The 25,605-nt window shown below is 75.4% G+C and carries 25 protein-coding genes and 1 pseudogene; 15 read left to right on the forward strand and 11 right to left on the reverse strand.

The genetic code is table 11. The annotated features are described in order from the left end of the window. Positions 1–165 precede the first annotated feature (165 nt). The 10 genes and pseudogenes from ACWDRR_RS27980 (at position 166) to ACWDRR_RS28025 (ending at position 11,134) form a co-directional block, all read left to right on the forward strand. On the forward strand, positions 166–1,587 hold the full coding sequence (locus ACWDRR_RS27980; RefSeq protein ID WP_449775011.1) for a condensation domain-containing protein: 1,422 nt from the start codon (positions 166–168) through the stop codon (positions 1,585–1,587). Between the two features lie 77 nt (positions 1,588–1,664). After that, positions 1,665–2,552 (forward strand): diiron oxygenase, encoded by an 888-nt coding sequence (locus ACWDRR_RS27985; protein ID WP_449775012.1) that lies wholly within the window; start codon positions 1,665–1,667, stop codon positions 2,550–2,552. Positions 2,553–2,663: 111 nt separating this feature from the next. After that, the gene (locus ACWDRR_RS27990) at positions 2,664–3,515 is read left to right on the forward strand and encodes an aminoacyl--tRNA ligase-related protein (RefSeq protein WP_449775013.1); all 852 of its coding nucleotides are present in this window, start codon (positions 2,664–2,666) and stop codon (positions 3,513–3,515) included. Beyond that, positions 3,502–4,530, forward strand: coding sequence for an NAD(P)H-dependent flavin oxidoreductase (locus ACWDRR_RS27995; RefSeq protein WP_449775014.1), 1,029 nt, complete (start codon positions 3,502–3,504; stop codon positions 4,528–4,530). Before ACWDRR_RS27990 ends, ACWDRR_RS27995 begins: the two co-directional genes overlap by 14 nt. Positions 4,531–4,534: 4 nt before the next feature. Beyond that, positions 4,535–5,575: a methyltransferase gene (locus ACWDRR_RS28000; protein ID WP_449775015.1), complete on the forward strand. Its 1,041-nt coding sequence runs from the start codon at positions 4,535–4,537 to the stop codon at positions 5,573–5,575. 56 nt (positions 5,576–5,631) lie between these two features. Beyond that, complete coding sequence (locus tag ACWDRR_RS28005) at positions 5,632–5,871, forward strand: acyl carrier protein (protein ID WP_329491118.1); 240 nt, start codon at positions 5,632–5,634, stop codon at positions 5,869–5,871. Then, positions 5,868–6,533 (forward strand): cysteine hydrolase family protein, encoded by a 666-nt coding sequence (locus ACWDRR_RS28010; protein ID WP_449775016.1) that lies wholly within the window; start codon positions 5,868–5,870, stop codon positions 6,531–6,533. Before ACWDRR_RS28005 ends, ACWDRR_RS28010 begins: the two co-directional genes overlap by 4 nt. 298 nt (positions 6,534–6,831) lie before the next feature. Beyond that, the gene (locus tag ACWDRR_RS28015; protein WP_449775017.1) at positions 6,832–9,192 is read left to right on the forward strand and encodes a molybdopterin cofactor-binding domain-containing protein; all 2,361 of its coding nucleotides are present in this window, start codon (positions 6,832–6,834) and stop codon (positions 9,190–9,192) included. A gap of 88 nt (positions 9,193–9,280) precedes the next feature. Next, positions 9,281–9,727 (forward strand): annotated as a pseudogene (locus ACWDRR_RS28020) ((2Fe-2S)-binding protein); the annotation flags it as partial. A gap of 147 nt (positions 9,728–9,874) precedes the next feature. Continuing rightward, on the forward strand, positions 9,875–11,134 hold the full coding sequence (locus ACWDRR_RS28025) for an alpha/beta hydrolase (protein ID WP_449775018.1): 1,260 nt from the start codon (positions 9,875–9,877) through the stop codon (positions 11,132–11,134). Between the two features lie 94 nt (positions 11,135–11,228). Here the strand turns inward: ACWDRR_RS28025 and ACWDRR_RS28030 are convergent, their stop codons facing one another. From ACWDRR_RS28030 to ACWDRR_RS28045, 4 genes are all read right to left on the reverse strand, one after another. Further along, on the reverse strand, positions 11,229–11,825 hold the full coding sequence (locus ACWDRR_RS28030) for a TIGR03086 family metal-binding protein (protein ID WP_449775019.1): 597 nt from the start codon (positions 11,823–11,825) through the stop codon (positions 11,229–11,231). 163 nt (positions 11,826–11,988) lie between these two features. Further along, positions 11,989–12,744 carry an SDR family NAD(P)-dependent oxidoreductase gene (locus ACWDRR_RS28035; RefSeq protein WP_449775020.1) on the reverse strand — a complete coding sequence of 252 codons (756 nt, stop codon included), beginning with the start codon at positions 12,742–12,744 and terminating at the stop codon, positions 11,989–11,991. 99 nt (positions 12,745–12,843) lie between these two features. Beyond that, positions 12,844–13,554, reverse strand: coding sequence for a class I SAM-dependent methyltransferase (locus ACWDRR_RS28040; protein ID WP_449775021.1), 711 nt, complete (start codon positions 13,552–13,554; stop codon positions 12,844–12,846). A 73-nt stretch (positions 13,555–13,627) separates the two neighbouring features. Continuing rightward, positions 13,628–14,407: a transglycosylase family protein gene (locus ACWDRR_RS28045; RefSeq protein WP_449775022.1), complete on the reverse strand. Its 780-nt coding sequence runs from the start codon at positions 14,405–14,407 to the stop codon at positions 13,628–13,630. A gap of 219 nt (positions 14,408–14,626) precedes the next feature. Between ACWDRR_RS28045 and ACWDRR_RS28050 the strand changes: the two genes are divergently transcribed. Beyond that, positions 14,627–14,821 carry a hypothetical protein gene (locus ACWDRR_RS28050; protein WP_449775023.1) on the forward strand — a complete coding sequence of 65 codons (195 nt, stop codon included), beginning with the start codon at positions 14,627–14,629 and terminating at the stop codon, positions 14,819–14,821. 111 nt (positions 14,822–14,932) lie between these two features. Here the strand turns inward: ACWDRR_RS28050 and ACWDRR_RS28055 are convergent, their stop codons facing one another. Further along, the gene (locus ACWDRR_RS28055; protein WP_449775024.1) at positions 14,933–15,580 is read right to left on the reverse strand and encodes a LysE family transporter; all 648 of its coding nucleotides are present in this window, start codon (positions 15,578–15,580) and stop codon (positions 14,933–14,935) included. A gap of 70 nt (positions 15,581–15,650) precedes the next feature. Between ACWDRR_RS28055 and ACWDRR_RS28060 the strand changes: the two genes are divergently transcribed. Further along, complete coding sequence (locus ACWDRR_RS28060; RefSeq protein ID WP_449775025.1) at positions 15,651–16,082, forward strand: Lrp/AsnC family transcriptional regulator; 432 nt, start codon at positions 15,651–15,653, stop codon at positions 16,080–16,082. A 115-nt stretch (positions 16,083–16,197) separates the two neighbouring features. On the opposite strand, the gene ACWDRR_RS28065 is transcribed toward ACWDRR_RS28060, so the two are convergent. From ACWDRR_RS28065 to ACWDRR_RS28075, 3 genes are all read right to left on the reverse strand, one after another. Then, positions 16,198–16,866, reverse strand: a complete 669-nt coding sequence (locus ACWDRR_RS28065) for a response regulator (RefSeq protein ID WP_449775026.1) — start codon at positions 16,864–16,866, stop codon at positions 16,198–16,200. A 95-nt stretch (positions 16,867–16,961) separates the two neighbouring features. Beyond that, positions 16,962–18,668 (reverse strand): sensor histidine kinase, encoded by a 1,707-nt coding sequence (locus tag ACWDRR_RS28070; protein WP_449775027.1) that lies wholly within the window; start codon positions 18,666–18,668, stop codon positions 16,962–16,964. A gap of 146 nt (positions 18,669–18,814) precedes the next feature. After that, positions 18,815–21,241: a SpoIIE family protein phosphatase gene (locus ACWDRR_RS28075; protein ID WP_449775028.1), complete on the reverse strand. Its 2,427-nt coding sequence runs from the start codon at positions 21,239–21,241 to the stop codon at positions 18,815–18,817. A gap of 191 nt (positions 21,242–21,432) precedes the next feature. Between ACWDRR_RS28075 and ACWDRR_RS28080 the strand changes: the two genes are divergently transcribed. The 3 genes from ACWDRR_RS28080 to ACWDRR_RS28090 all read left to right on the forward strand — a co-directional run bounded on the left by ACWDRR_RS28080 (position 21,433) and on the right by ACWDRR_RS28090 (position 23,863). Continuing rightward, positions 21,433–21,756, forward strand: a complete 324-nt coding sequence (locus ACWDRR_RS28080; protein WP_449775029.1) for a DUF4326 domain-containing protein — start codon at positions 21,433–21,435, stop codon at positions 21,754–21,756. Between the two features lie 106 nt (positions 21,757–21,862). Next, positions 21,863–23,182, forward strand: a complete 1,320-nt coding sequence (locus ACWDRR_RS28085) for an outer membrane protein assembly factor BamB family protein (protein WP_449775030.1) — start codon at positions 21,863–21,865, stop codon at positions 23,180–23,182. A gap of 45 nt (positions 23,183–23,227) precedes the next feature. Beyond that, a complete protein-coding gene (locus tag ACWDRR_RS28090) occupies positions 23,228–23,863 on the forward strand; it encodes a uridine kinase (protein ID WP_449775031.1) in 636 nt (211 codons plus the stop codon). Here ACWDRR_RS28090 and ACWDRR_RS28095 read toward each other — a convergent pair. The 3 genes from ACWDRR_RS28095 to ACWDRR_RS28105 form a co-directional block, all read right to left on the reverse strand. Further along, on the reverse strand, positions 23,811–24,668 hold the full coding sequence (locus ACWDRR_RS28095) for a DNA-formamidopyrimidine glycosylase family protein (protein WP_449775032.1): 858 nt from the start codon (positions 24,666–24,668) through the stop codon (positions 23,811–23,813). The genes ACWDRR_RS28090 and ACWDRR_RS28095 overlap by 53 nt on opposite strands. Positions 24,669–24,747: 79 nt before the next feature. Continuing rightward, a complete protein-coding gene (locus ACWDRR_RS28100) occupies positions 24,748–24,960 on the reverse strand; it encodes a cold-shock protein (RefSeq protein ID WP_449775033.1) in 213 nt (70 codons plus the stop codon). A 128-nt stretch (positions 24,961–25,088) separates the two neighbouring features. After that, entirely contained in the window at positions 25,089–25,553 is a 465-nt protein-coding gene (locus ACWDRR_RS28105) for a universal stress protein (protein WP_449775034.1), read from the reverse strand. Positions 25,554–25,605: the final 52 nt, after the last annotated feature.

The raw sequence follows: 25,605 nt of genomic DNA on the forward strand, positions 1-25,605 counted from the left end.
CACGGCTCCCCGACGCACCGCACCCCCGATTCGCCGCACTCCGATGCACCGCCCCCCGAGGCGCCCCACTGCCGTGGCGCCCGGGCGAGACGCGGCAGCCCCACCCGCACCACGCCGTCAACCGACCGCGCCGCCTGACGCAGCGCAGCCCCGAGAGGCATAGGCATGGAACACCGTCGTGTCGGCTCCCTCCGGTTCCACGGGGACCGGACCGAGAGCGCCCCGATGACCTGGGGTCAGCGCGCCATCTGGAAGTCCATCCAGTGGCTCGACGAGGGCGCCCACTACTACAACATCCCCCGGGTCGTGTCCGCACCAACGGGCCTGACGGTCGATCAGGCCGAAGCGGCACTGGGCCGACTGCTCTCCCGCCACGAGGCGCTGCGCACCCGCTTCGAGCAGACCGAGGACGGGCCGGTGCAGTACGTGTCGGCCTCCGGCGAGCTGGCCGTGCCCGTCCACGAGGCCCCGCCGGGTCAGGGCGCGACGCTCGCCGACGAGGTGTCCCGGGCCCTGGCGGCCGAGCCCTTCCGGCACCGCGAGGAGTGGCCCTTCCGCTGCGCCCTGGTGCTGGAGCGGGGCGAGCCGGCCCAGGTCGCGCTGGTCTTCTCGCACCTGGGCGTCGACTTCTGGGGCGTGCAGCAGGTCGAGCAGGACCTGCGCGACCTGCTGGCCGGCCAGGAGCCGGAGCCGCCGGCCTGGCAGCCGCTGGACCAGGCGCGGTTCGAGACCGAGGGCCCGGGCGCCGCCCGCGGCGCGGCGTCGGTGGAGTACTGGCGCCGGAGCCTGGCCAGCGTGCCGCCCACGATGTTCCCGCCCGCACCGGTCCGGCCCACCGAGGGAGAGGGCGCCGAGGGAGAGGGCGCCGAGGGAGAGGGCGCGGGCGGGGCCGACCGCTTCGTCCGGCTCTGCATGAACTCGCCCGCCACCGCCGTGGCCGCCAGCGCGCTCGCCGACCGCTGCGGGGTCAGCACCGGTACCGTCCTGCTCGCCGGGACCGCCGCACTGCTGGGCACCTACACCGGGAACAGCACCGCCGTCCTGCAGTTGATCGCCGTCAACCGGCACGACGAGCGCAGCCGCCGGCTGGTGGCCGCGATGACCGCCAATGCGCTGTTCTCGCTGGACGTGGCCAGGCCGACCTTCGAGGAGGTCATCCGCGCCACCTTCCTGGCCGCGATGAACGCCTACCGCTTCGGCCAGTACGACCCGCTGGTGGTCGACGGGGTGATCGACGCGGCCCGGGAGGCCGGCGGCGGGGCCCTGCGGCTCTCCTCCTTCTTCAACGACGTCCGCCTGCACGACCGTTGGGAGCAGCTGCCGGTCACCGACGGCTCCGCGCAGCAGCTGCGGGCGCTGACCGGGAAGACCGAGGTCTCGCTGATCGGCACCTGGGAGCGCCAGGACGCCGACTTCTTCGTGCACACCACGTACGAACCCGACACCTGCCTGCTCTACCTGATGGCCGACACCGCGCTGATCCCCCGCCCGGAGATCGAGCGACTGCTGCGCGCCTTCGAGCGACTGCTCGTGGAGAGCGCGGCCGGCCTGCCGGCCCTGGACACCCTCCCCGTCGCCGGGTCCTGACCTCCCCCTCCCCACTCCTTACCGCAAGCACGTCCGCAACCCGTCCGAAGCCCCTCCACCGCACAGGAGCAGCACCCATGAGCAGCACCGCACCCGCCATCTGGGACGAGGAGGTCAGCGCCGCCGTCGAGCGACTGACCACCGCCGCCGAGAACGAGTACTACAACCCGTACCAGACCTTCGACTGGCCGGAGGGCATCCCCGAGGGCGCCCTGTGGATGAGCGAGGACCTGATGACGGTCCACGGCACCGACGCGGCCGCCGAGCTCACCCGCGAGCAGTACCTGGCGCTCGCCAAGTGGGAGAGCGTCAACTTCTACAGCCTGAACGTGCACGGCATCCGCGAGCTGATGCAGGAGGTCGTGGCGCGCATCCACGCCCCCGGCTACGAGATCCCCACGCCGTTCTTCCACCACTTCCTGGGGGAGGAGAACGAGCACATGTGGTTCTTCGCCGAGTTCTGCCTCCGCTACGGCGGCAAGCTCTACCCCAACCGGGCGATGAGCTTCGGGGACCAGAAGCACTCCGCGCTGTTCGACAACTTCATCGTCTTCAGCCGGATCCTGATCTTCGAGCAGATCGTGGACCACTTCAACAGCAAGATGGCCGCCGACACCGCGCTGCCGGAGACGATCCGGGCGATCAACCGGGTCCACCACCAGGACGAGTCCCGGCACATCGCGTTCGGCGCCCAACTGGTGCGCGCGCTCTGGGACCGGCTGCGCGAGGCCGGCGACGAGCAGGAGCTCACCGCCGCCCGGCAGTACATCGAGAAGTACATCAACGCCTCGATCCAGCAGCTGTACAGCGTGGACGTCTACCGGGACGCCGGGATCCCCGAGCCGTTCGCGTTCCGCACCCGGCTGCTCGCCGACCCGGCCCGGGGGCCCGTCCACGACGCCATCGTCAGCCGCACCACCGCCTTCTACCGCCGGATCGGCGTGCTCGCCCCGAAGGCCGCCTGAGCCCCCGGCGCCCCGCGACCGCCGACCGCCGACCGCCGACCGCCGACCGCACCGAAGCGCACGCTCCACACGAACACCCCACGAGCAACCACGAGAACGAGGTCCCGCCCCATGACATCGACCGTAGAGCCCGCCCCGACCGCCGTCCGGCTGCGCGACCCCGGCCCCGGCCTGGTCGCCCTCGACCCCGACCGGGCCGCCCTGCTGCTGGAGCTCGACGCGCTCTTCACCGGCCTGGCCGACCAGGTCGCCGCGCCCGCCGTGGTGGGCCCGCCGCTGCTGCCCGTCGAGGGCCTGGCCAAGCTCGACTACTTCCGCAACTTCCCCCACCTCGGGGTGCTCGCGGCCCGCCTGTCCGAGCAGGCCGTCGACGAGCTGGCGGCCGGTGCGGAGGCCGGCCGGCAGCCCGTCGAGCCCACCGGCTACGTGCTGCCCTCGGCCACCTGCTACGGCGTGCTGCTGTCGCTGGAGGGCCAGGAGGTCGGCGAGGACCTGCGGCTGACCGCCGTCGGCCGCTGCTTCCGCAACGAGGACCACTACGACGGCCTGCGCCGGCTCTGGGGCTTCCACATGCGCGAGGTGGTCTACTTCGGCTCGGCCGACGGCGCCCGCGACCACCTCGCCACCTCCCGGGTCTTCGTCGAGGAGCTGGCCGAGCGCCTCGGCGTCGAGCTGTCCTACCAGCCCGCCAACGACCCGTTCTACGACCGGACGGGCTCCCGGGCGAAGCTGATGGCCCTGGACCCGGTGAAGTACGAGTTCGTCGCCACCGACGGCACCGCGATCGCCTCGGTCAACCGCCACCGCAACTTCTTCGGCGAGCGGCTCGGCATCACCTCGGGCGGACGGACCGCGCACAGCAGCTGCACCGCGTTCGGCGTCGAGCGCTGGGTGCACGCCCTGCTGCTCGCCCACGGCAGCGCCGAGAAGGCCCTGGCCCGGGTGCGCGATGTCCGCGGCTGACACCGGGGAGCGGTCCCGGGTGCTCGCCGCGGCCGAGCGCGGGGCCGCCGCGCTGGGCGTGGAGTTCCCCCTGGTGCAGGCCGGCATGGGCGGCATCGCCGGCCCGGCGCTGGCCGCCGCCGTCAGCGAGGCGGGCGCGCTGGGGACGGTCGCGCTCTACAAGGGCGACCGGGCGCTGGCCGTCGAGCTGATCGGCGACACCGCCCGCCGGACGGCGCACACCTTCGGCGTCAATCTGATCCCCGAGGTCTCGGGCCGGCTGCTGCCGGAGCAGATCGGTGCGCTGATCGAGGCGGCCGACCGGCAGCTCGTCCTCAACAGCTACGGCCTGCCGCCCGAGGCCGAGGCCCGCCGGGTGCTCGACGCCGGGCACCGGCTGCTCGTCCAGGTCGGCACGCCCGAGGACGCGGCCGCCGCCGCGGATCTGGGCGCCCACGCCGTCGTGCTGCAGGGCACCGAGGCCGGCGGCCACCACCTCGGCACCCGGCCGCTGGGCGAGCTGCTCGCCGCCTACGACCAGGAGCCGCCCGCGCTGGTGTCCGGTGCCGTCGCCGACGGCGCCGACCTGGTGGCCGCGCTGCGGGCCGGGGCGAGCGGGGCGCTCTGCGGCACGGTCTTCGTGACCACCACGGAGTCCGCCGCCCACGACGACTACAAGCAGGCCGTCGTCGCGGCCACCGGCGCGGACACCCTGATCACCGACCGCTTCTCGATCGGCTGGCCCGGCCGTCCGCACCGGGTGCTGCGCGGGCCGGTCACCGACCCGCCCGAGCCGCCGCCGGCCACCCTGATCGCCTGGACCACCGTCATGGGGGTGCGCCGGCCGGTGCCGCGCGGCTCCGCGGCCGCCCCCACCGTCGAGGCCGAGGGGCAGATCGACGCCATGGCCCGCTACGCCGGCCTGGGCACCGGCCGGGTGGCGGCCGTCGAGCCCGCCGCCCGGGTGGTCGCCCGCTTCCGCGACGCGTTCCGGGCCGCCCTCGCCGGCTCCGTACCCCCTTCTGAAAGGACGTGACCTCATGGCCCTGGACCTCGGACTGACCCAGGTCAGCCAGCTGGCGTTCGGCTACTGGCACTCCCAGGTACTGATCGCCGCGGTCGAGCTCTCGGTGTTCGACGCGCTCGCCGACGGCCCGCTGGGCGTCGAGGAGGTCGCCGAGCGCTGCGCCGTCCCCGCGGACTCCGCGCTGCGGCTGCTCGACGCCGCAACCGCCCTGCGCCTGCTGGTCCGTGACGCCGACGGCGGGTACGCCAACAGCCGGACCGCCGAGCGCCTGCTGACCACCGGCTCACCGGAGTCGCTGGTGCGCTGGGTGCGGGTGATGGGCCGCTGGTACCAGCCCTGGGGCCGGCTCGGCCAGGCCCTGGAGCAGGGCCACGCGGTCGAGGACCGCAGCGAGCGGCTGACCGACGACCCCGCGTACGTCGAGGACTTCATCCTCGGCATGCACGAGTACAACTCCCGTACCGCCGAGGCGGTCGCCCGGGCGCTGCCCGCCGAGGGCGCCCGCCGGCTGATCGACGTCGGCGGCGGCGCGGGCAGCTACAGCATCGCGTTCTGCCGGGTCTGGGAGGGGCTGCGGGCCGAGGTGGTCGACCTCGCGCCGGTGGTCGAGCTGGCCGGCAAGGTGATCGGGGAGGCCGGCCTGGCCGACCGGATCACCGCCCGGACCGGCGACTACTACCAGGACGCCTTCGGCACCGACGCGGACGTCGTCCTGCTCTCCAACGTGCTGCACCAGGAGAGCCCGGAGAACTGCCTGTCCATTCTGGGGCGTTCGGCGGCGGCGCTGCGCCCCGGCGGCCGGGTGCTGGTGCACGGCCACTTCCTGGAGGAGTCCCGCACCGCGCCGGTCTTCACCACCCTGCACAACCTCTCCGCCCTCGCCCTCTGGAGCGGCGGTCGCAGCTACACCACCGACGAGATGGCCGAACTGATGACGGCGGCCGGCCTGTCGGACATCGAGGTGCTGCCCACCGCCGAGCAGTCGGCCCGCCTGCTGGTGGGCCGCACCGCCGGTGCTGCCGGCAGCACGGACAGCACGGGCACCGCGGGCTGAGCCGGCCCGGACAGCGCCACCGCCGTCGGACCCCTTCGAACCTCCCAGGAGCAGTCATGCAGCAGATCATCGAGTGGATCAACGCCAAGAACCCGGAGCTGGACCGGGAGATCGACCGCGAGGAGGACCTGATCGAGGGCCGCCTCATCGACTCCCTGGACTTCCTGGAGTTCATCTACCTGCTGGAGAGCATCTCCGGCCGCACCATCGACCTCCAGGAGGTCAGCGTCGACGACTTCCGCACGGTCGAGCGGATCGAGCAGCGCTTCCTCGCCGACCTCATCGAGGCGGCATGACCACGGCCGACCCGCACCTCGCACCGCACCCGGAGTCCTCCGCCCTGGTCACCATCGACCTGCAGCGGGACTTCCTCTCCGACAGCCCCTACGGCATCCCCGGGACGACCGAGGTCCTGCCGCAGGTGCGCCGGACGGTCGAGGCCTTCCGCGCCGCCGGCCGCCCGGTCGTCCACATCGTCCGGCTGTACGAGCCGGGCGGCGGCAACGCCGACCTGGTCCGCCGTACGCTGCTGGCCTCGGGCACCGAGCTGGTCTCCCCCGGTTCCGAGGGGAGCGGGCTCGCCCCGGCGCTCGCCCCGCCCGGCGCGCCCCCGCTCGACCCCGAGCTCCTGCTGGCCGGGAAGGCCCAGGAGTTGGGGCCGAAGGAGTACGCGATCTTCAAACCGCGCTGGGGCGCGTTCTACCGGACGCCGCTGCAGGAGCTGCTGGAGCGGCACGGCGTGGACACCGTGGTCCTGGTCGGCTGCAACTTCCCGAACTGCCCGCGGGCCAGCCTGATCCAGGCCAGCGAGCGGGACTACCGGGTGGTGGCCGTGCCCGACGCGATCTCGCGCACCAGCGAGCAGGGGCTCGCGGAGGTCGCCGGGCTGGGGGTCCAACTGCTCGACACCGCCGAGCTGATCGCGCAGTTCGGGTTCCCGGAACCCGGCGGGAGCTGACGCCCGCGCGCGGTCGGAGCGGACCCGTCCACCCGGACCGGTCCGCTCCGACCGCGCACCCGCACCGGCTCCCCGGGCCCGCCGCCCACCCCCGCCCGCCGCCTCCCGGACACCCCGGCCCGCACCCGCACCCGAGCGGTGAACCTCCGTGCGAGCACGGACCGACCTTCACCCGCCCGGCGGTACCGCGACGGCCGCCGCACTGCCCGGCGCCGTCCGTACCCGCCCCATCCGACATCCCCACAGATGCCCGTTCCGGCCCGAAGTGCCCGTGTTGACCGGCCAGTAACCCGCTCCTATGCTCGACCGCGTTCGTGATCCGGCACCGGGGCCGGGGCCGCCGAGGCCCACCCGGCCGGAGCCGACCCCGGCTCGAAGGGCTCCTGCCATCAGCACCTCCGTCGCACCCTCGGACCGCATCCGGGACACCGCCGCCCCGACCGCCGCCGACCGTGCCACCGCGCCCACCGGCCGCCGTCGCTTCCTCACCTACCTGCTCGCCGCCCCCACCCTCACCATCGCCGCGCGGGCCGGCCTGGACGCCGCCGCACCCGCCACCGCCCACGCGGCGGCCGCCGAACGCGCCGCCACCGCGCCGCAGTTGCTCGGCCTGCCCGGCATCCCCGACATCCTGGACCTCGGCGACGCGCTGATCGTGGCCGGTCTGCCCACCGCCCACCTGCTGGTGCTGGAGATCACCGCCGACGGCCGCGCCGCGCTCCACCTCCCCCGGCTGGAGGTCGGCCAGGGCCTCACCACCACCATCGCGATGCTCGTCGCCGAGGAGCTCGACGCCCGGCTCGGCGACGTCGACGTGCCGCTCTCCGACGGCCGCCCCGACCTGCTGTTCAACCAGCTCACCGGCGCCTCCAACTCGGTCCGCTCGCTGTACGACCCGGTCCGGGCGGCGGCCGCCGCCGCCCGGGCCCGGCTGGTCACCGCCGCCGCCCGCCGCTGGTCGCTGCCGGCCGACACCCTGCGCACCGCCGACTCCGCCGTCCTCGCCCCCGACGGCCGCCGGGCCGGTTACGGCGAACTCGCCGCCGCGGCGGCCGCCGTCGCCGTCCCGGCGGTGCCCGCCACCCCCAAATCCCCGGACCAGCAGCGCCTGGTGGGCCGGCGGACCGGGCGGATCGACGCCCGTGACATCGTCACCGGCCGGGCCGAGTACGCCGGCGACCTCGCCGTCCCCGGTGCCGTGCCCACCGTGGTCGCCCGCCCCACCACCCTCAACGGCACCCTCAAGTCGCTGGACGCCTCGGCCGCCCGCACGATGCCCGGCGTCCTCGGCGTGGTGCAGATCCCCAGCGGCGTGGCGGTGCTGGCAGAAACCTTCGACCAGGCGCTCAAGGCCCGCGACGCGCTCCGCACCTCCTGGAACCCCGGGCCGGTCGCGGGGCTCTCCGACGCCGACATCCGGGCCCGGCTGCGCGCCGCCCACGCCCAGTTCCTCGTCCCGCCGCTGCTCACCCAGTATGTGGACGGCGAGTTCGACTTCGCCTTCGTGAACCACGCGCCGATGGAGGTGCTGACGGCCGTCGCCGACGTGCGCCCCAACCGCGCCGAGCTCTGGTTCGCCTCGCAGACCCCGATCATCGCCCAGCAGACCATCGCCGCCGAGCTCGGCCTGCCGCAGGACGCCGTCACCGTCCACGTGGTGCGCGGCGGCGGCTCGTTCGGCCGGCGGCTGTTCTTCGACGCCGCGCTGGAGGCGGCCCGGATCTCCCGGGCGGCGGGCCGCCCGGTCAAGCTGATGTGGACCCGCAACGACGACATGCGCCACGGCCGGATGCGCCCCGCCAGCCACCACCGGGTCCGCGCCACCTACGGCCTGGGCCAGGTGCTCAGCTACGAGCACCGGGTCGCCACCGTGCAGACCGACTTCCGGCACGGCCTCGGCGAGGCGCTCACCGCCGCCGGGTTCAGCCTCTCGGTGGCCGGGATCAGCCTCGCCCAGGCCTTCTTCCTGCTCAGCGAGAAGAACCCGTACAACGTCGGCATCCCGACCCAGCTGCTCTCCGAGGTGCCGCTGGAGATGCCCACCGGCAGCTGGCGCTCGGTCTACTCGGGCACCGTCCGGGCCGCCGACGAGATCATGATGGACGAACTGGCCCGGCGGCTCGGCCAGGACCCGGTCGCCTTCCGCCGGGCCAGGCTGCGCGACGCCGGGGGCCGGGCCGTCCTCGACAAGGTCGCCCAGGCGGGCCGCTGGGGCCGCCCGATGCCCGCCGGCCAGGCCCAGGGCATCGGCTACCACGACGAGAACGGTGGACGCGTCGCCTACCTGGTCGAACTCGACGCCACCGACCCCCGCCTGCCGCGGGTCACCCGGGCGGTGATCGCCGCCGACCTCGGCCGGGTGATCAACCCCAGTGGACTGGAGGCGCAGTTGACCGGCGCGCTGATCGACGGCATCTCGGTGATCCTCCAGGCCGGCAACCACATCGACCACGGCGCCGTCCGCGAGGGCAGCTTCGCCGACTTCCGCTACGCCCGGCAGCGGCACACCCCGCCCTCGGTCGAGATCCATCTGCTGCCGCCGAGCGGACCGCCGGGCGGCGCGGGCGAGTTGGGCGTCCCGGCGGCCTCGGCCGCGGTGGCCAACGCCTATGCCCGCGCGACCGGCACCGCCCCGCGCTCCTTCCCCATCGACTTCTGAGCCCGCCCGCTCCCCCGCCCGCTCCGGTCCGCCCGGCCCGCCCGCGCTCCCCGCTCTCCCCCGATCTCCTCGAAGGGCTCAACTCCCCATGACCAGCCACACCTTCGTCCTCAACGGGCAGCCGGTCACCGTCGAGGCGCCGGACGACATGCCGCTGCTCTGGGTGCTGCGCGACAAGCTCGGCGTCACCGGCCCCAAGTACGGCTGCGGGGTCGGTGTCTGTCGCGCCTGCACCAGCCACCTGGACGGCGAGGAGTTCCAGCCGTGCACGGCGGCGGTCAAGGACTGCGCCGGCCGCGCGGTCACCACCATCGAGGGCCTCGCCGACGGCGAGATCCTGCACCCCGTCCAGGAGGCCTGGCTGGAGTGCGACGTCGCCCAGTGCGGCTTCTGCCAGCCGGGCCAGATCATGACGGCGGTGGCCCTGCTGCGCCGCACCCCGGACCCGACCGACGCCGACATCGACCAGATCCAGAACATCTGCCGCTGCGGCACCTACCCACGGATCCGCGAGGCGATCAAGAAGGCGGCCGCCGCCGGTCGGATCGCCGCCGGGCCCCGGGCGGCGACCGGGTTCGCGAGCGGGTTCACGGCCGCCTTCGCGACCGCCTCCGGCCCGGAGGCCGCGCCCGGGCTCGCGCCCCGACCGACACCCTAGCCAGATTGGTCCAGTCCACCTAGGGTGAAGAGCCGTCAGGAGCAGCGACCCGAGGGGCGGATGACGATGACCCGGCGCCGGTCCCTGCTGGCAGTCGCGGGGCTGGGCGCAGCGGCCCTCGCGCTCCCCTCCACACTCGCCCGGGCCGCCACCGCCACCGGGGCCATCGCCACCGACCGGGCCGCCACTGCCACCGGGGCCGCCACCGGCCGGCCGCGGCCGATCGACCTCCCGGCGCCGACCGTCCGCCGCCCGGTCGGCACGGTCGCGCTGCACCTGGTCGACCGCACCCGGCAGGACCCGTTCGCCCCCGCCCCCGGGCCGCGCGAGCTCATGGTCCAGCTCTGGTACCCGGCCCTCGGCACCGCCGGCCACCCCCGCGCGCCGTACACCACGGCCCGGGTGGCCGCCGTCATCGAGACCGACCTGCCGTTGAACCCGGGCACGATCGGCGCCCTCCGCCCCACCGCCCGCACCGGCACACCGGCCGCCCCCGGCGCGCTGCCGCTGCTGCTGCTCGGCCACGGCCGCAAGGGCGGGCGGAGCAACTGCACCGCGCTGGCCGAGGAGTTGGCCGCCCACGGCTATCTGGTCGCGGCGATCGACCACACCTACGACGCGGCCGCCGTCGAGTTCCCCGACGGCCGGCTGGTCCGCAGCGCGCTGTCGGACGCCCCGGAGGACTGGGACGCGGCCGAGCGGAAGGAGATCGCCGCCCGGGTGGGCGACCTGCGCTTCGTGGCGACGGAGCTGACGACCGGCCCGGCCTCCCGCCGCCCCGGGGTGCCGTGCGCCGACCCCCGCCGGATCGGCGTGCTCGGCCACTCGATGGGCGGCTCGGCCGCCGCCGAGGCCGTCCGCCAGGACGACCGCTTCGCGGCCGGCCTCGACCTGGACGGCGGCCTGTTCGGCTCCCCGGTGGCCGAACTCGGCCTGGACCGCCCGTTCCTGCTGCTCACCTCGCTCGCCGACCACGACACCTGGGCCCGTTGGCGCGAGCACCAGCGCGGCTGGGGCCGGCAGCTGCGCCTCGGCGGCGCCGGCCACCTCGGCTTCACCGACCTGCCGCACGCCGCCGGCCCCGGCGAGCTGGCCGCCCACCTCCCGGCCGACGTCTACGCCGAACTCCTCGGCACCATCGCGCCGGGGCGTGCGACGGAGCTGACCCGCGCGTACACCCGCGCCCACTTCGACCGGTTCCTGCGCGGTCGCCCCTCGGCCCTGCTGGACGGCCCCACCTCGCGCTACCCCGAGATCGAGTTCCGCTGGAGCCACGACCGGTGACGCCCCGCCCGCCCGGGCAGGGGCCGCCCCGGCCGCACCGGGGCCGGCCGGCAGCGCCGGGGGGCGCTGCGGGCCACCGGGCCCCGGCCGGGGCTCACCCCGCCTGCGGGTCGCGGCCGAAGAAGGCGACCAGCCGGTCGTAGCCGGGCGCGTCCTCGTCCACGGCCACCTCCGGGCCGAAGGCGTGGTGCTCCTCCTCGCTGCCCCGGTACTCGGGGCGCAGCGCACCGCGCCCCCAGGCGAGCGAGGCACTCGCGACGTCGTGGTCCAGGCCGGCGGTGGACTGGCCGGTGGAGCGGGCCACGTCCCAGGCGTGCACGGCGAACTCGGCGATCTGCTGGTCCACCGGGAAGCGGGCGGGCAGCTCGCCCCCGCCGGGGGCCTCGATGACGCCGCCGAGGTCGCCGGCCTCGCGCCAGGCGGCCACCAGCTCCTCGGCACCGGCCTCGAAGGCGTGCAGCCAGTCGCCCTCGACCCGGTCGAAGGGCTGCGACCAGTCCGGACTGCCGCCCTTCGCCCGGACGGTGAACTGCCGCAGGTCGAAGAGGAGATGGCTGACCAGCTGGGTGACGTCCCAGGAGCGGCAGGTGGTCGGGTGGGTGGCCTGCTCGGCGCCGATCCCGTCGATCAGCCCGGCGGTCTGCGCCAGGGCCCGGGCGAGCAGGTCGATCGGGTCATCCGCTGCGGTCATGGCACACCTCTTCGATTCGGGGCAGGCGATCGGACCGGCCGATCGTAAACGGGAGGACTGACAACCGGCCCGGCGCAACACCGCGCCGGGCCGGTCGTCGCCCTTCCGTTCGGCCGCCGTTCGGCCGCCGGGTCGACCGACGACCGACCGGCGGCCGCCCGGCTCAGGCCGCGAGGCCGCCGTCCACCGCGATCTCGGCACCGGTGATGTACCGGCCGTCCTCGCCGACGAGGTGCGCGATCGTGGCCGCGATGTCCTCGACCCGGCCGTAGCTGCCGAGCGCGGTCAGGCCCCGCTGGAACTCCGCCGACGGACCGTCGGCCGGGTTCATCTCGGTGTCGATCGGCCCGGGGTGGATGACATTGGCGGTGATCCCGCGCGGGCCCAACTCGCGCGAGAGCGCCTTGGTGAGACCGATCATCGCGGCCTTGCTGGCCCCGTAGAGCGTGGCACCGGGGAAGGCCACGTGCTTCGTGACGCAGCTGCCGATGGTGATGATCCGCCCGCCCTCGGTCAGGTGGGCGGAGGCCGCCTGGGCGTAGAGGAACGGCGCCCGGACGTTCACCTCCAGCACCCGGTCCACGTCGTCGAGCGCGATCTCGCCGATCGGGCCGAGCACGCCGACGCCGGCGTTGTTGACCAGGATGTCGAGCCGCCCGAAGCGTTCGGCCACGGCCTCGACCACGCCCCGGACGGCCTGCGGGTCGGCGCTGTCCGCCCGGACCGCCCAGCCGCGCCGGCCCATCCCGGTGATCTTGGCCGCGACCGCCTCGGCCCGCTCCGCACTGCCCTGGTAGGTGACCACGACGTCGGCACCGTCCTCGGCCAGCCGCAGGGCCACCGCCTCGCCGATCCCCCGGCTGCCGCCGGTCACCAGGGCCACCTTGCCGTCGAGCTTCGCAAGCTTGGTCATCGTCATCTCGTCAGAACTCCTTGACTCGTTCTCGGACATGACTCGATCTTCGGCCCGCGCCGCCCGCGAGTCCGGCGGTATTCGGACATCGCGTTCAACGTTCAACTATCGCCCGGGGGAACCCTCCGGCGACTCCGTGGACGCCGCCCGGTAGTACGAGGCCACCGCCGGCTGGCCGGTGTAGTTCGGGCCCGCCGCCGGATCCGCGCCCAGGTACTCGAAGGGCAGCCGGAGGGCTCGCGCGCCGTCCAGCACCAGCAGGTGCCGCCGGGCCCGGTACTCGAACCCGGCGGCGCGCAACGCCGCCAGGACGGGGCGCGCGGCGCTCGACCCGTCCGCCCGGCGCACCGAATCCGGGTCGAAGTGCGCCGCGAACCGGCCGTCCGGCACCAGCCGGCCCGCCGCGCGGGCGATCACCCCGAGCTGGTCACCGAGGTAGTGCAGCCCGTGCACACAGGTGATCAGGTCGTAGGCGCGCTCCGGCACCCAGTCCGCCTCCGCCGCCGTCACCAGCTCCAACCGTGCCGCGCCGGGCGGCAGGGCGGGCCGCGCGGCGAGCGGGCCGACCAGGTCGACGCCGGTCAGGACGCTCGCGGCGGGCAGCCGGAGGGCCGCCTCGGCGAGCGCCCGCCCCTCCCCGCTGCACAGGTCCAGCCAGCCGGGGGCACCGCTGCGGCCGCCCAGCCACCCGGCCGGGTCGAAGCCCAGCTCCCGGGTGTAGCTGTTGACGCCGCCGAGCCCGCGCTCGCGGTTCATGGTGTTGTTGGCGACCACGTCCGAGCTGGTCAACTCGCCGTCACCGATCAGTCGAGGCATGGGGCCGACCCTACCGACGCGCGGAGCGGCCGCCCCTGGACGGGGCGGCCGCTCGGCGCGGTGCGGGGAGGCGTCAGACGCTGAGGGTCTGGCCCGGGAAGATGAGGTCCGGGTTGCCGCCGATCGCCTTGACGTTCTTGGCGTGCAGGCTCGCGGTGTCGGTGCCGTACTTGGCCGCGATGTCGCTCAGGGTGTCGCCGCTCCTGACGGTGTAGCTGCCACCGGAGGTGTTCCGGTCGGCGGCGGCCGGCTTGGCGGTGTCCTGGGACTTCCAGGACTGGGTCTTCTGCGACTTCTGGGCCGGGTCGCCCTGCGCGGGCTTGCTCGGGGCCTGCTTCGCCTGCGGGGTCTGCGCGGGCTTGGCCGGCTGCTGCGCCTTCGGGGTGGCGGCCTTGGGGGTCGCGGCCTTGGGGGCGGCCGGGGCCGAGGTGTCGACGGCCGCCGGGGCGCCGCCCTTGGCCAGGCCGGCCTTCGCCGAGCAGACCGGCCAGGCGCCGGGGCCCTGCGAGGCGAGCACCTTCTCGGCGACCGAGATCTGCTGCGCCTTGGTCGCCTGGTTGGCCTGCGAGGCGAAGGCGGTGCCGCCGTACGCGGCCCAGGTGGACGGGGTGAACTGCAGTCCGCCGGAGAAGCCGTTGCCGGTGCTGATGCTCCAGTTGCCACCGCTCTCGCACTGGGCGACGGCGTCCCAGGTCGAGGTGGACGCGGCGGAGGCCGAGGTGGCCGTGACGAGGCCGGCCACCGGGAGGGCCGCGACGGCCCCGCCGACCAGCACCAGACGGGCACGGCTGCGGCGCTTCCCGGCGGTGGTGGTGTTGGTGGTGGCAGCGGCGGTCTCGTTACGGATCGTCATGAAAGTCCTCTCGACAAGCCCCGGGCGGGCAGGCGGAACCAGGCCCTTGGCAGGGCCGTCGCGCTCACCTCACTCGACGGGCGGCGGGGCACGTGTCGGACGTGCATGCCGCCCCGGCCACCCTCGCTCGCCGACGGCCTGTTCGAGCCGGTCGCGTCAGCGGGCACGGCCCTCGCGCCGGGGGTCAGTCGGCGGGCTGTGCGTCGGGGGTGAACCCGGGTGGTGCTCGTTGCACCGCCAATGAAGCTACGGGCCCACCGGGGTGGCTTCAAGCAATTCTTGGACACCGCAGGTCAGTTGACTGTTACCGGCGGTATCGATCATGAAACCATGCCCGAAATGAACGTGTTTGACCGCATTTTCAAGATCAAATGGTCAATTCCCGTGCCCTCGCTCACATCTGTCCATCTGTGAAGCCGCCCACACCATCGACGGAGCGCGACGACCGGCCGACGGACCGTCACCGCCGGCACCGGAGTTCCCGGTTCCGCGCGGCGCCGTCGTGGCATCGCCCACACCCATCACTCAGCGTGGCCATGCCGTGCGCACTGCGTAGCACACGACCAGTCCGTAGCCGACGCAGTAGCTGAGCCTGCGCGCCCGCGCCGAGAGCCGCGCACCCACCGAGACGCCCACCGCCGCCAGCAGTTGCTGCCAGAGCAGCGAGGCCGCCAGCACGCCCACCACGAAGGCCGCCCCGGCCGGGGCGCTCCGGGGGCCGCCACCGCCGGTGACCAACGCGGCGAAGTAGAGCGCGGTCGTCGGGTTCACCGCCGTGAGCGCGGTGAACCGCAGAAAGGCCCGGCCCGGACCGCCCACCGGGCCCGGACCGCCCAGTACGGCGGCGCCGGACGGGGTGGCCGGCGGCCGGCGCAGTCCGAGCAGCCCGCGGACCGCCACCGCCGTCAGCACCACGGCCGAACCCGCCCGGGCCCAGGCCTCCCACCCTCCCCCGGTCGACGCCAATCGGGAGCCGAGCGCCGTGGCGAGCGCCGCGTACGCCGCGTCCACGAACGCCACCGCGCACGCCGCACTCACCGCGGCCGAGCGCCCGCGCCGCCCCTCCTCCAGCAGCAGCACCCCGACCGCCCCCAGCGGCACCGCCACGCCCAGCCCCGCGCCGATTCCCGCCAGCGCCGCCGCCGCGGTGCCGATCCCTGTCACCTCTGTCATACCGGCCACCGTGGCGCAGCCACCGCGACAACGGCGGCGGGAATCGGGCATCGGCCGCGACAATCGCGGTATGGATGCCCTCGACAGTGACATCATCGGCGAGCTGCGCGCGGACGCGCGGATCTCCTACCGCGACCTCGGCGCCCGGGTGGGCCTGAGCGCCAATGCGACGGCCGACCGGGTCCGCCGACTGGTCCGGACCGGCGTGATCCGGGGCTTCACCGCCCTGGTCGACCCGGCCGCCGACACCACCCGCCCGGGCCTGACCGTCTTCGTCGACGTCCGGCTGCGGCCGGAGACGGACAGCGACACCTTCGAGACCACGGCCCTGCGGCTGCCCGGCGTCACCGAGACCGCCCACGTCACCGGCGAGTACGACTACCTGCTGCGCGCCCGGGTGGCCGACGCCGCCGGGCTCGACCAGCTGCTGCGCCGGCTGAAGCACGAGGCGGGCGTCGCGCACTCCAACACCCGCCTCGCCCTGCGGATCGCCACCCGCTGAGCCGCCCGCCGAGCCACCCGCCCAGCCACCCACTGAGCCGCCCGCCGCCCCACCCACCGACCCACCCGCCGACCGGCCGAGGCCGAAGCTGCCCGGCCGGTGGCGCCGGGGCGGGTCAGATCCCGCCGCCCAGCCCCGCGTCGCGCGCCAGCAGCGCCGCCTGCACCCGGTTCTCGCAGCCCAGCTTGGCCAGGATCCGGCTGACGTACGTCTTCACCGTCGCCTCGCTCATGTGGATCCGGGCGCCCGCGTCCGCGTTGGACAGGCCCTCCCCCAGCAGCGCCAGCACCTCCAGCTCGCGCGCGGTCAGCACCTCCAGCCGCTGCCGGGCCGCCGTCCCCCGGGCCGCGGCCGGGCCGCTGCGGGCACCGGCCAGCGAGTCGACGATGTGCCGGGTGGCGGCGGGCGAGAGGAAGGCGTGCCCGGTGGCGGCGGCCCGGACGGCCTGGATCAGCTCGGCGGGCGCGGTGTCCTTGAGCAGGAACCCGGCGCCGCCCTCGGCCACGGCGCGCAGGACGTTGTCGCGCTCCCCGAAGGTGGTGAGGATCAGCGCCCGCGCGCCGGGCACCACCCGGCGCAGCTCGCCGAGCGCGGTCAGCCCGTCCATCACCGGCATCTGGATGTCCAGCAGGACGACGTCGACCCGGTGGGCCAGCGCGAGGTCCAGGGCCTGCCGGCCGTCGGCGGCCTCGGCGACCACGTCGATGTCGTCGGCGGAGGACAGGATCATCCTGATCCCGGCGCGGATGAGCGGCTCGTCGTCGGCGACGAGGACTCGGATCACTGCTGGTCATCCCCTCGGGGTGGTGCGGATGGCACTGCTCGGCACCATCCTCACACCTCGCGGACCGGCCCCGTCACCCGCTCGGCCCCGAGGCCTCAGAACCTCCCCAGGTAGTGCTGCTTCTCCACCAGCACGCCGTCCTTGAAGCAGAACCGGGCCACGGCGTCCTCACGCCCCGCGCCGGTGGTGTCCCCGGAGAGGAAGTAGCGGCAGGACGACCCCTCCGGCGGGGTCGGGCCGCTGCCCTCGTAGTCCTTGGTGAAGAACCCGTTGCCGACCGGCAGGCGGCTGACCACCTCGGCCTCCGGCGTGCCCTCCTGGATCGAGTCGTAGAGCGAGCGCTCCACGGTCGCGTCGTTGGCGGCGCCGATGAAGGCCACCACACCCCACACCAGCAGCCCCAGCACGGTGAGCAGCACCACCACCCCGCCGACCGCGCAGCCGATCGCCGGGCTGCGCCGCCGCCGGACGCCGGGCCCGCCGTCGACCGGCGGCAGCGTGTCCAGCACCCAGGACTCCTCCTCGCCGCCGGCGCCCGGGGCGGCCGGATCGCCGCCGGCCCCCTCGTACGGCAGGACGGCGGCGATCCGGAACCCCGCCTCGACGGTCGGCCCGGCGTGCACCATCCCGCCGACCAGCCGGGCCCGCTCGCGCAGCCCGGTCAGCCCCTGGCCGCCGCTGACCGGCGCCGGTCCGGCGCCCGCCGCCACCCCGACCGGCACCGGCGCCGGCGGGTTGGCCACCTCCACCACCAGCGCGTCCGGCTCGTAGCGCAGCGCGACGGTGATGGGCGCGCCGGGGGCGTGCTTGTGCGCGTTGGTGAGCGCCTCCTGGACGATCCGGTACGCGGCGTGGCCGACGTTGGCGGCCGGCGGCCGGCGCTCGCCGTCCTCCCCGAAGGAGACCGGTGTCCCGGCCGCCCGGGAGGACTCCACCAGCTTCCCGATGCCCTCCAGGCCACCGGTCCGCGCACCGCCGCCGGCCGGTCCGCCGACCGGCGCGGGCGCCGCGGCGGTCGACTCGTCGTGCAGCACCCCGACCACCTCGCGCAGCTCGCGCATCGCGGTGACGGCGGCCAGCCGCAGCACGCCGACCGCCTCCCGCTGCCGGCCGGTCAGGGTGCGGTCGACCTCCAGCGCGCCGGAGTGCACGGAGATCAGGGCGAGCTGGTGGCCCAGACTGTCGTGCATGTCCTGGGCTATCCGGTGCCGCTCACGCAGCCGGGCCTGGTGCGCCACCATGGTGCGCTCGCGCAGCAACTGCTCGTTGCGCTCGCGCATCGCGTCCAGCAGTGCCCGGCGCTGGGCGCGGTAGCGGCCCCAGAGCGCGGGCAGCACGGCGAGCAGCAGGAAGCCGCCCAGCGAGAACCCGATCATCAGCTTCACCGGCGCCGACCCGGCGTCCTTCAGCGCGCCGGTGACCGTCATCAGCAGGAAGGCGCCGGCGAACGAGCCGGCCAGCACGCCGACCCGCTTCACCCGGGCGCCGGCCGACCAGCCCGCGAAGGCCAGCAGCGGCAGCGGCCCGGCGCCCCACCCGGCGGCGACGGCGGCGAGCAACAGCACGGTCGAGGGCAGACCGCGCCGGAGCAGGAACAGCACGGCCGTCGCGAGCCCGGTGACCGGCCAGAGGCACTCCTGGGAGGCCACGTCGATCAGGATCGCCAGCGCGCCCAGCAGCAGCGCGCCACCGGCCTCCCGCACCACCGTCCAGAACCGCCAGGGCCCGGGCAGCGCCGTTCGCAGCGCCGTTCGCAGCGCCGTTCGTACTGCCCTCGACCAGGCCTTCGCTATCGCGTCCACCCGGCGAGGCTAACGAAGCGGCGCCCCGGGCGACGCCGCCGTTCGTCGCTCCGCGCCCCGACGAAAGTCGCTTCCCCGCCACCGGGCGCACGGGTGCGAAGGCGCCTCGCCCGCGGCGGTGCCGGGGGCGCCGCACCCGCGGCGTCTCACCCGTAGGCGGTGAGCATCAGCGCCACGTCGTCCACCCGGTGGGTGGAGCCGACCTCGTGCAGCACCCGCTCCGCCAGCCGCTCCAGGCCGTCCTCCTCCTCGCCGGGCTCCCCGGCGGCGCCGGTGAGGGCGACCCGCAGCCGGTCCACGCCCTGGTCGATCTCCACCGCCGGGTCCTCGACCAGCCCGTCCGTGTAGAGCGCGAGCAAGGAGCCCGGGGCCATCCGGAACTCGCTGACCGGGTACTCGGCCCGGTGGTCGACGCCGAGCAGCGGCCCGCCCGCCACGTAGAGCGCCTCGGTGCTCCCGTCGGGGTGGCGCAGCACCGGCGGGAGGTGGCCGGCCCGGGCGATCCGGGCGGTGCCGTCGGCGGGGGTGAGCCGGATCAGGCAGCAGCTGGCGAGCAGCCCGGGGTCGAGGTCGAGCAGCAGCTGGTTGGTGCGCGTCAGCACCTCGTCCGGCGGGTGTCCGCTGGCGGCGAAGGCCCGCACCGCGCTGCGCAGCTGGCCCATGGTGGCGGCGGCCCCGACGCTGTGGCCCTCGACGTCGCCGATGACCAGGTTGAGGTCCTGGCCGGTGACGATGGCGTCGTACCAGTCGCCGCCGATCTCCATCCCCTGGGTGCCGGGCAGGTACCGGGCGGTGATCCGGACGTTCTCCAGGTGCGGCAGCCGGTGCGGCAGCAGGGCCTGCTGGAGGCCGCGGGCGAGGGCGAACTCGGCGTCGTAGAGCCGGGCCCGCTCCAGCGCCTGGGCGATGAAGCCGCCGAGCGCGGTGAGCAGCCCGCGTTCCTCGACGGTGAACGCGCGGGACTCGTCGAAGCCGATGATGCAGCTGCCGACCGGGTGGCCGGAGGCGATCAGCGGCAGGAACGCCCAGGCGCGCATCTCGTCCAGGGCGATGCCGGGGTAGGCGGCGGCGAGGTCGTGGACGGACTCGAAGAAGATCGGCGTACCGGAGCTGAGCGCCTCGGCGCCGGGCACGCGGGCGCCGATCGGGGTGCCCTCGAAGCGGTCCAGGAAGCCGTCCGGGTAGCCGGTCTGGGAGACCAGGTGGAGGCGCTTGTCACGGACGGTGTAGATGGCGAGCTCCTGGCCGCCGAAGGCCGGCAGGATCTGCTCGGCGACGGCCTGGCAGACCTCCCGGACGGTGACGGCCTCGCTGAGCGCGCTGGCGAGCTGCAGCAGGTGGTACATCGCCCCGACGTTGGTCCGGGTGCCGGGCGGGGGTTCGGCCGGTGCCTCGGCCGCGCCGGCGGGCGGCTCGGCGGCCACCACCCGGCCGGTGACGCCGTGGGTGTCCGGGTAGAGGGAGAACGCCAGCCAGCCGTCCGGCGGGCGGGCGGCGAGGAAGGCAGTGGGCTGCTGGGAGACCATCGCGGCGCGGTAGCGGTTCTCGTAGACCGGGTCGGAGAGCCAGGGCAGCACGTCCCACGGGTGGTGGCCGACCAGGTCCTCCCGGCGGGCGTGCAGCAGCAGCTCGACGCTGCGGTTGGCGTAGGTGATGCGGCCGTCCGGGTCGAGCGAGAAGACGCCGTCGCGCAGCCGCTCGACGGCGGCCGCGGCGGCGGTGCCGGTGCGGGTGTCCAGCACGGCGCCGACCAGGTGGGCGCGGCCGTCCGGCCCGCTGCCCTCGGGGACGCGGCCCCAGAGTTCGACCGGATAGGGGTGGCCCTCGTGGTCGAGCACCCGGACGCGGGCCGCCAGCACCCGGCCGTGGTCCAGCGCGGCGCGGGCGGCGGCCCGGAACTCGGGCAGGTCGCCGGGGGCGATCCGGGTGGTCAGGGTGGCGGCCCGGCCGTCGAACTCGGCGGGCGACAGCCCGAAGATCTCGCAGAACTGCTCGTCGACGGAGAGCGCCCCGGTGGCCAGGTTCCAGTCGAACAGGCCGACCCGGGTGGTCGGCGGGGAGGCCGCCGCCAGCTCGACCACGGCGGTCTCGCCGTTGGGTTCGATCAGGCGCCCCTGCGCGTCCAGGACCGCCAACTCGGCCGCCAGCCCGTCGGCGACCACCCGCAGGTGCCGCTGCGCGCCGCGCGGCACCCCCTCGTCCGAGGCGGCCCAGAGCACGCTCATCACCCCGTACGTCTCCTCGCCCGACTTCACGGGCACGCAGGCGGAGGCGAAGTCGTACGGCATGCCGACGGCGAGCTGCGGGAAGCGCCGCATGGTGTCCTCGGTGTCGGCGAGCGCGATCGTGCGGCCCGACCGGAAGCTGACCGCCACCGGCATCGGCCCGGCCGCCGCGACCCGCCGGAACGGCGTGATGATCGACAGCGGCACGCCCGCGATGGTGCAGAGCACCAGCGAGCGGCGGTCCCGGGCCCGCAGGTAGACCATCCCGCCGTACGCGTCGGTCTCGGCGAGCACCCTGCGGACGGCGGTCGCGAGCAGCGCGTCCCGCTCGTGCACCGCCCCGGCCACGGCATCGCGCTCCCGGGGACGGCGCGCGTCGGGTCGCACCGCCCGAGTACCGCCGGTCACGTGCGGACCGGGCCGGTCCGCCGGCACACCCTGGCGCATCTTCCCTTGCTACGCCCGGGTCAAGAGACTGTCAAGGCGAGCCCGGCCGGGCCGGCGTGCCGACCGGGCCCGGCCGCGCCACCATGGTCACCATGCCGAACGACCGGGGCCGCACCACCGTGGTCAACCTCAAGGGCCACCGCGACGACCCCGCCTACGCCGATGTGGTCTACGTCGGCCGCGCCGTGCACCGCGGGGGCTGGCACCTCGACGAGTCCCCGCTGCACTGCCCCTACCGGCCCGGGCCCACCCTGACCCGGGAGCGGATGCTGGTCGACTACCGCGCCCACCTGCTGGGCCGGCCCGACCTGCTCGCCCTGGTGCCGGCCCTGCGCGGGCGCCGGCTCGGCTGCTGGTGCGTCCCCCTCCTCTGCCACGCCCAGGTGCTCGCCGACCTGGCCGACCATGGCCGCTGAGGCCCGGCCGCCACGACCGGCCGCCTGCGAACCGTCCGAACGGGCTTCGGTATCCTCCGTCGGACAGCGCAGCGCATCGGCTGCCCCGGGGGAAGCGAGTACATCCATGCAGCCGGCACCGTCCGACCGTGCCCGACCGACGGCGTCCGACCAGGGTGGCGGCGCCTGGCAGTGGGACGAGACGGACGACCGGTCGGCCGCGCCGGCCGATGTGCTGAGCGGCGGTGCCGAGCAGGACGGCGGACCGCGGCCGACGCGGCGGCGGTTGCTGGCCGGCGCCGGGGTGCTGGCGGCGGGCGCCGCGGTCTGGGCGTTCGCCCGCCCGGGCGACGGGCCGGCCCCGGCCCCGCCCCGACCCCTGCCCACCCGGCTCGCCGGGCCGGAGCCGCTCTGGACGTACCGGAGCCGGGAGCCGATGACGCCCGAACGGCTGATCGGGCGCCCCGGCGTTCCGGTCTTCCTCTCCCGCGAGGGGCTCCAGGTGCTCGATCCGGCCAGCGGCAAGCCGCTGCGGATGCTGACGTTCGCCGCGGACAAGGGCTGGCCCGACGACGTGGAGCAGCCGGGCGTCCGCGTGGTCGTCGGCACCGACCGGGTGTTCACCTCCTCGAACGGCCACGTCGACAGCCACCACCTCACCGATCCGGCCGCGGAGTGGAGCCTGCCGCTGCCGGAGGAGTCGGGCAACGGCACCATCACGCTGTTCGGCTGCGACGGCGACCTCGTGTACGGCGAGGTCCTGCCCCGGCCGTACACCGGCGGCGACCGGCTGTTCGCCGTGAACGTCCCGGACCGCCGGGTGCTCTGGAGCCGCGCGGCGCTCGGCGGGGAACGGCCGTTCACCCCGCTCGTCTCGGCCGGCGGCCGGCTCCCGGTGTTCGACAGCTCGACCGACGGCACCCACCTGGCCCTGCTGGACGGCGCCACCGGCACGCGGCTCTGGGCGGTGCCCGCCGAGGTGGGCCAGACCTGGGCCGTCGCCGACGCGGCGCACGTCTACGCCGCCGAGGGCCCGGCCGGGCTGCGGGCGCTGCGGCTCGCCGACGGCACCCCGCACTGGTCGATCACCCCGGGACCGGCCGACGAGTGGCGGCTCCTGCCGCCGGTCAGCGACGGCACCCGGCTCTACCTGTGCCGCGACAACGGCCTGGTCACCGCGCACGACGTGGCCACCGGCGCCCGGCTCTGGGAGCACCGGCTGCCGTTCCGGCTGGACCGCCGCAGCCGCCCGCTGCTCGCCGGACCGGCCCTCTACGTGCCCGGCCCGGCCGCCGCGGGCGTCCGCGCCCTGGACGCCGCCACCGGCGAGGAGCGCTGGACGTTCCGGGACTCCGGCCCCGGCGTCGACGTCTGGTCGCTCTCCAACGACCCCTCCCGCCTCTACGCCGGCCACGACGACGTCCTGCACGCGCTCCCGCTGAGCTGAGACCCCGGCCCCGCCCCGCCCTCCGCGCCGGGGCAGGATGGCGGGGTGCAGGTACACCCGATCTCGCCCGACCGGCTCGCCGAGCGCCTCGCCGACCGCATCACCGCCCTGCCCGGGGCCGGCGAGCGGTGGCTGCGGGTCGCCGTGGACGGCCCGCCGGCCGCCCGGCCGGACGCGCTCGCGGACGCGCTGGTGGAGCCGCTGCGGGTGCGCGGCCGCCCGACCCTGCGGGTGTCGGCCGGGGCCTTCCTCCGTCCGGCCTCGGTCCGGCTGGAGTACGGCAAGCAGGACCCGGACGCCTACCACGACCTCTGGCTGGACGACGGCGCCCTGCTGCGCGAGGTGCTGGACCCGCTGGAGCCCGGCGGCACCGGCCTCGTCCTGCCGTCCCTGCGCGACCCGGCCACCGACCGCGCGACCCGCGCGCCGTACACCCCGCTCCCGGCCGGCGGCGTGCTGCTGCTGGACGGCGCGCTCCTGCTCGGCCGGTGGCTGCCGCTGGAGCTGACCGTCCACCTGGCGCTCACCCCGGCCGCGCTGGCCCGCCGCACCCCGCCCGGGGAGCGGTGGACGCTGCCCGCCTTCGCCCGCTACGAGACCGAGACCGTCCCCACCGAGGCGGCCGACCTCACCGTCCGGGTCGACGACCCGCGCCACCCGGCCCTGGTCGAGCGCCCCTAGCGGGGCCCGCCTCGGGGGCCGGCCCACGCTGGCAGTACGGGCACCAGAACGCCACCCGCTCCTGCGGCGGGGTGCCCAGGGTCGCCGTCCGGACCAGGGCGCCGCAGCGCCGGCACGGCTGCCCGGCCCGGCCGTAGACCCAGTGCCGGCGGCCGGGCCGGGTGTCACCGGTGGTGATGTGCCCGGGGCGCAGCCGGTTGGCGTCGAGGAGCTGCCGGGCGCGCTCCACCAGCCGTTCGGGGCGCGGCAGTTCGCCGACCGCCGTCCACGGGGTGAGACCGGCGAGGAAGCAGAGCTCGTTGGCGTAGACGTTGCCGATGCCGGCCAGGTTGCGCTGGTCGAGGAGCGCCTCGGCGAGCGGCCGGCCGGGATCGGCGAGGAGCCGGCGGAGGGCCTCGGCCGGATCCCAGTCGGGGCCGAGCAGATCGGGGCCGAGGTGGCCGACGACGCGCTGCTCGTCGGCGGTGCGCAGCAGTTCGACGACGGGCAGCCGGTAGCCGACCGCCGTGCCGTGCTCGGTGCCGAGGACGGCCCGGATCTGCCAGGCCGGCCCGCCGGCCCATCGCTCGCCGGGGCGGTAGACCTCCCAGCGGCCGTCCATCCGCAGATGGGTGTGCAGGGTGAGGCCGCCGTCGAGCCGGGTGAGCAGGTGCTTGCCGCGCGCGGCGACCTCCAGCACCCGCCGGCCGGTGAGGTCGGCGGTGGCGTGCGCGGGGACCCGCAGGTCGGCGGTGGTCAGCACCCGGTCGGCGAGCGCCTCGTGCAGCCGGGCCGCCACCCGGTGGACGGAGTCACCTTCTGGCATGGCTCCATCCTCCCCCGGAGGGCGGCCCCGGGGCGCGAGCGCGGCCGGCCCGGACCTCCGCGGCGCGTGCGCGGTCGGCTCAGTCCGCCACGACGACCTCGTCGGCCTGCATGCCCTTCTCGCCCTGCACCGCGACGAAGGTCACCCGCTGGCCCTCCTCGAGGCTCTTGAAGCCTTCGCCCTGGATCGCCCTGAAGTGGACGAAGAGATCGGGCCCGCTCTCGGGGGTGATGAAGCCGTACCCCTTCTCGGCGTTGAACCACTTCACCGTGCCGGACTGGCGCTGCGACATGTCCACTTCCTCGATTCACCTTCTCCGACCGGACGCCGGGGCGCCCGGGGGCCATTTCCTTCGACGACCTTCCGGGCCTGCTCCACCGGCCCTGGGGGGCGCGGCGGTCGGCCGACCGCCGCGGTCCGTCAGGCGGCGGCGGGCGCTGCCTGCTGCTCGCGCACCACGACGACCGGGCAGGGGGCGTGCTCGGTGAGGTGACGGCTGACGGAGCCGAGCAGGGCGCCGGAGAATCCGCCGAGGCCCCGGCTGCCGACCACCAGCAGCGAGGCGCCGCGGGCCGCCTCCAGCAGGGCCTGCGCGGCGTTCCCGGGCATCACGGCCTCGGTGATCCGGACGCCCGCGTCGTCCCCGACGACCTTGGCGACCGTCTCGGAGAGCGTCCGCCCGGCCAGTTCCTCGGGGTTGAAGCCCTCGGGCGGGGGCACGGCGAGTCCGGCCCAGCCGTAGAAGGCCGGGTACTCCCAGGCGGCGATCGCCTGGACGCGGCCGCCGACCAGCCCGGCGTAGTCGACCGCCCAGCGCAGCGCCCGCTCCGAGGCGGGCGAGCCGTCCACGCCGACGACGATCCGGGGGGTCACGCTGTTGGCCATGCCGCTGCTCCTTGCTCGACTACCTCGGCGTCACCTGCCGCTGACCCCCCAA

The sequence above is a fragment of the Kitasatospora sp. NPDC003701 genome (genome assembly GCF_053587085.1).

What these genes read in the sequence shown, in the direction of transcription:
- ACWDRR_RS27980 (WP_449775011.1), top strand. Translation starts at nt 166, where the DNA reads ATGGAACACCGTCGTGTCGGCTCCCTCCGGTTCCACGGGGACCGGACC.
- ACWDRR_RS27985 (WP_449775012.1), top strand. Translation starts at nt 1,665, where the DNA reads ATGAGCAGCACCGCACCCGCCATCTGGGACGAGGAGGTCAGCGCCGCC.
- ACWDRR_RS27990 (WP_449775013.1), top strand. Translation starts at nt 2,664, where the DNA reads ATGACATCGACCGTAGAGCCCGCCCCGACCGCCGTCCGGCTGCGCGAC.
- ACWDRR_RS27995 (WP_449775014.1), top strand. Translation starts at nt 3,502, where the DNA reads ATGTCCGCGGCTGACACCGGGGAGCGGTCCCGGGTGCTCGCCGCGGCC.
- ACWDRR_RS28000 (WP_449775015.1), top strand. Translation starts at nt 4,535, where the DNA reads ATGGCCCTGGACCTCGGACTGACCCAGGTCAGCCAGCTGGCGTTCGGC.
- ACWDRR_RS28005 (WP_329491118.1), top strand. Translation starts at nt 5,632, where the DNA reads ATGCAGCAGATCATCGAGTGGATCAACGCCAAGAACCCGGAGCTGGAC.
- ACWDRR_RS28010 (WP_449775016.1), top strand. Translation starts at nt 5,868, where the DNA reads ATGACCACGGCCGACCCGCACCTCGCACCGCACCCGGAGTCCTCCGCC.
- ACWDRR_RS28015 (WP_449775017.1), top strand. Translation starts at nt 6,832, where the DNA reads ATGCTCGACCGCGTTCGTGATCCGGCACCGGGGCCGGGGCCGCCGAGG.
- ACWDRR_RS28030 (WP_449775019.1), bottom strand. Translation starts at nt 11,825, where the DNA reads ATGACCGCAGCGGATGACCCGATCGACCTGCTCGCCCGGGCCCTGGCG.
- ACWDRR_RS28035 (WP_449775020.1), bottom strand. Translation starts at nt 12,744, where the DNA reads ATGACGATGACCAAGCTTGCGAAGCTCGACGGCAAGGTGGCCCTGGTG.
- ACWDRR_RS28040 (WP_449775021.1), bottom strand. Translation starts at nt 13,554, where the DNA reads ATGCCTCGACTGATCGGTGACGGCGAGTTGACCAGCTCGGACGTGGTC.
- ACWDRR_RS28045 (WP_449775022.1), bottom strand. Translation starts at nt 14,407, where the DNA reads ATGACGATCCGTAACGAGACCGCCGCTGCCACCACCAACACCACCACC.
- ACWDRR_RS28055 (WP_449775024.1), bottom strand. Translation starts at nt 15,580, where the DNA reads ATGACAGAGGTGACAGGGATCGGCACCGCGGCGGCGGCGCTGGCGGGA.
- ACWDRR_RS28060 (WP_449775025.1), top strand. Translation starts at nt 15,651, where the DNA reads ATGGATGCCCTCGACAGTGACATCATCGGCGAGCTGCGCGCGGACGCG.
- ACWDRR_RS28080 (WP_449775029.1), top strand. Translation starts at nt 21,433, where the DNA reads ATGCCGAACGACCGGGGCCGCACCACCGTGGTCAACCTCAAGGGCCAC.
- ACWDRR_RS28085 (WP_449775030.1), top strand. Translation starts at nt 21,863, where the DNA reads ATGCAGCCGGCACCGTCCGACCGTGCCCGACCGACGGCGTCCGACCAG.
- ACWDRR_RS28095 (WP_449775032.1), bottom strand. Translation starts at nt 24,668, where the DNA reads ATGCCAGAAGGTGACTCCGTCCACCGGGTGGCGGCCCGGCTGCACGAG.
- ACWDRR_RS28100 (WP_449775033.1), bottom strand. Translation starts at nt 24,960, where the DNA reads ATGTCGCAGCGCCAGTCCGGCACGGTGAAGTGGTTCAACGCCGAGAAG.
- ACWDRR_RS28105 (WP_449775034.1), bottom strand. Translation starts at nt 25,553, where the DNA reads ATGGCCAACAGCGTGACCCCCCGGATCGTCGTCGGCGTGGACGGCTCG.